1 protein-coding gene is annotated in these 996 nt (G+C 68.4%); it reads left to right on the plus strand.

From position 1 onward, the window contains the following. The coding region (gene ispG, locus IE142_RS34810; RefSeq protein ID WP_043386902.1) for a flavodoxin-dependent (E)-4-hydroxy-3-methylbut-2-enyl-diphosphate synthase at nucleotides 1–996 on the plus strand (996 nt) is incomplete at both ends.

Consider the following 996-nt stretch of genomic DNA (forward strand, 5'->3'; position numbering starts at 1 on the left):
GTGCAGTCCATGACCACGACCCGTACGTCCGACATCGGGGCGACGCTCCAGCAGATCGCCGAGCTGACGGCGTCCGGCTGCCAGATCGTGCGCGTGGCCTGCCCCACCCAGGACGACGCGGACGCCCTCCCGGTGATCGCGAAGAAGTCGCAGATCCCGGTGATCGCCGACATCCACTTCCAGCCGAAGTACGTGTTCGCCGCGATCGAGGCGGGCTGCGCGGCGGTCCGGGTGAACCCGGGCAACATCAAGAAGTTCGACGACCAGGTCAAGGAGATCGCCAAGGCGGCCAAGGACCACGGCACCCCGATCCGCATCGGTGTGAACGCGGGCTCCCTCGACCGGCGCCTGCTCCAGAAGTACGGCAAGGCGACCCCCGAAGCCCTCGCCGAATCCGCCCTGTGGGAGGCGTCGCTCTTCGAGGAGCACGACTTCCGGGACATCAAGATCTCGGTCAAGCACAACGACCCGGTCGTCATGGTCGAGGCCTACCGGCAGCTCGCCGCGCAGTGCGACTATCCCCTGCACCTGGGCGTCACCGAGGCCGGGCCCGCCTTCCAGGGCACCATCAAGTCCGCCGTCGCCTTCGGCGCGCTGCTCTCCCAGGGCATCGGCGACACCATCCGCGTCTCCCTCTCCGCCCCGCCGGTCGAGGAGATCAAGGTCGGCATCCAGATCCTGGAGTCGCTGAACCTGCGCCGGCGCGGCCTGGAGATCGTCTCCTGCCCGTCCTGCGGCCGCGCCCAGGTCGACGTCTACAAGCTCGCCGAGGAAGTCACCGCCGGCCTGACCGGCATGGACGTTCCGCTGCGCGTCGCCGTCATGGGCTGCGTCGTCAACGGTCCCGGCGAGGCCCGCGAGGCCGACCTCGGCGTGGCTTCCGGCAACGGCAAGGGCCAGATCTTCGTCAAGGGCGAGGTCATCAAGACCGTCCCCGAGTCCAAGATCGTGGAGACCCTCATCGAGGAGGCCATGAAGATCGCCGAGCAGATGGAG

The sequence above is a fragment of the Streptomyces mutabilis genome (genome assembly GCF_014649815.1).
GTDB lineage: Bacteria > Actinomycetota > Actinomycetes > Streptomycetales > Streptomycetaceae > Streptomyces > Streptomyces mutabilis.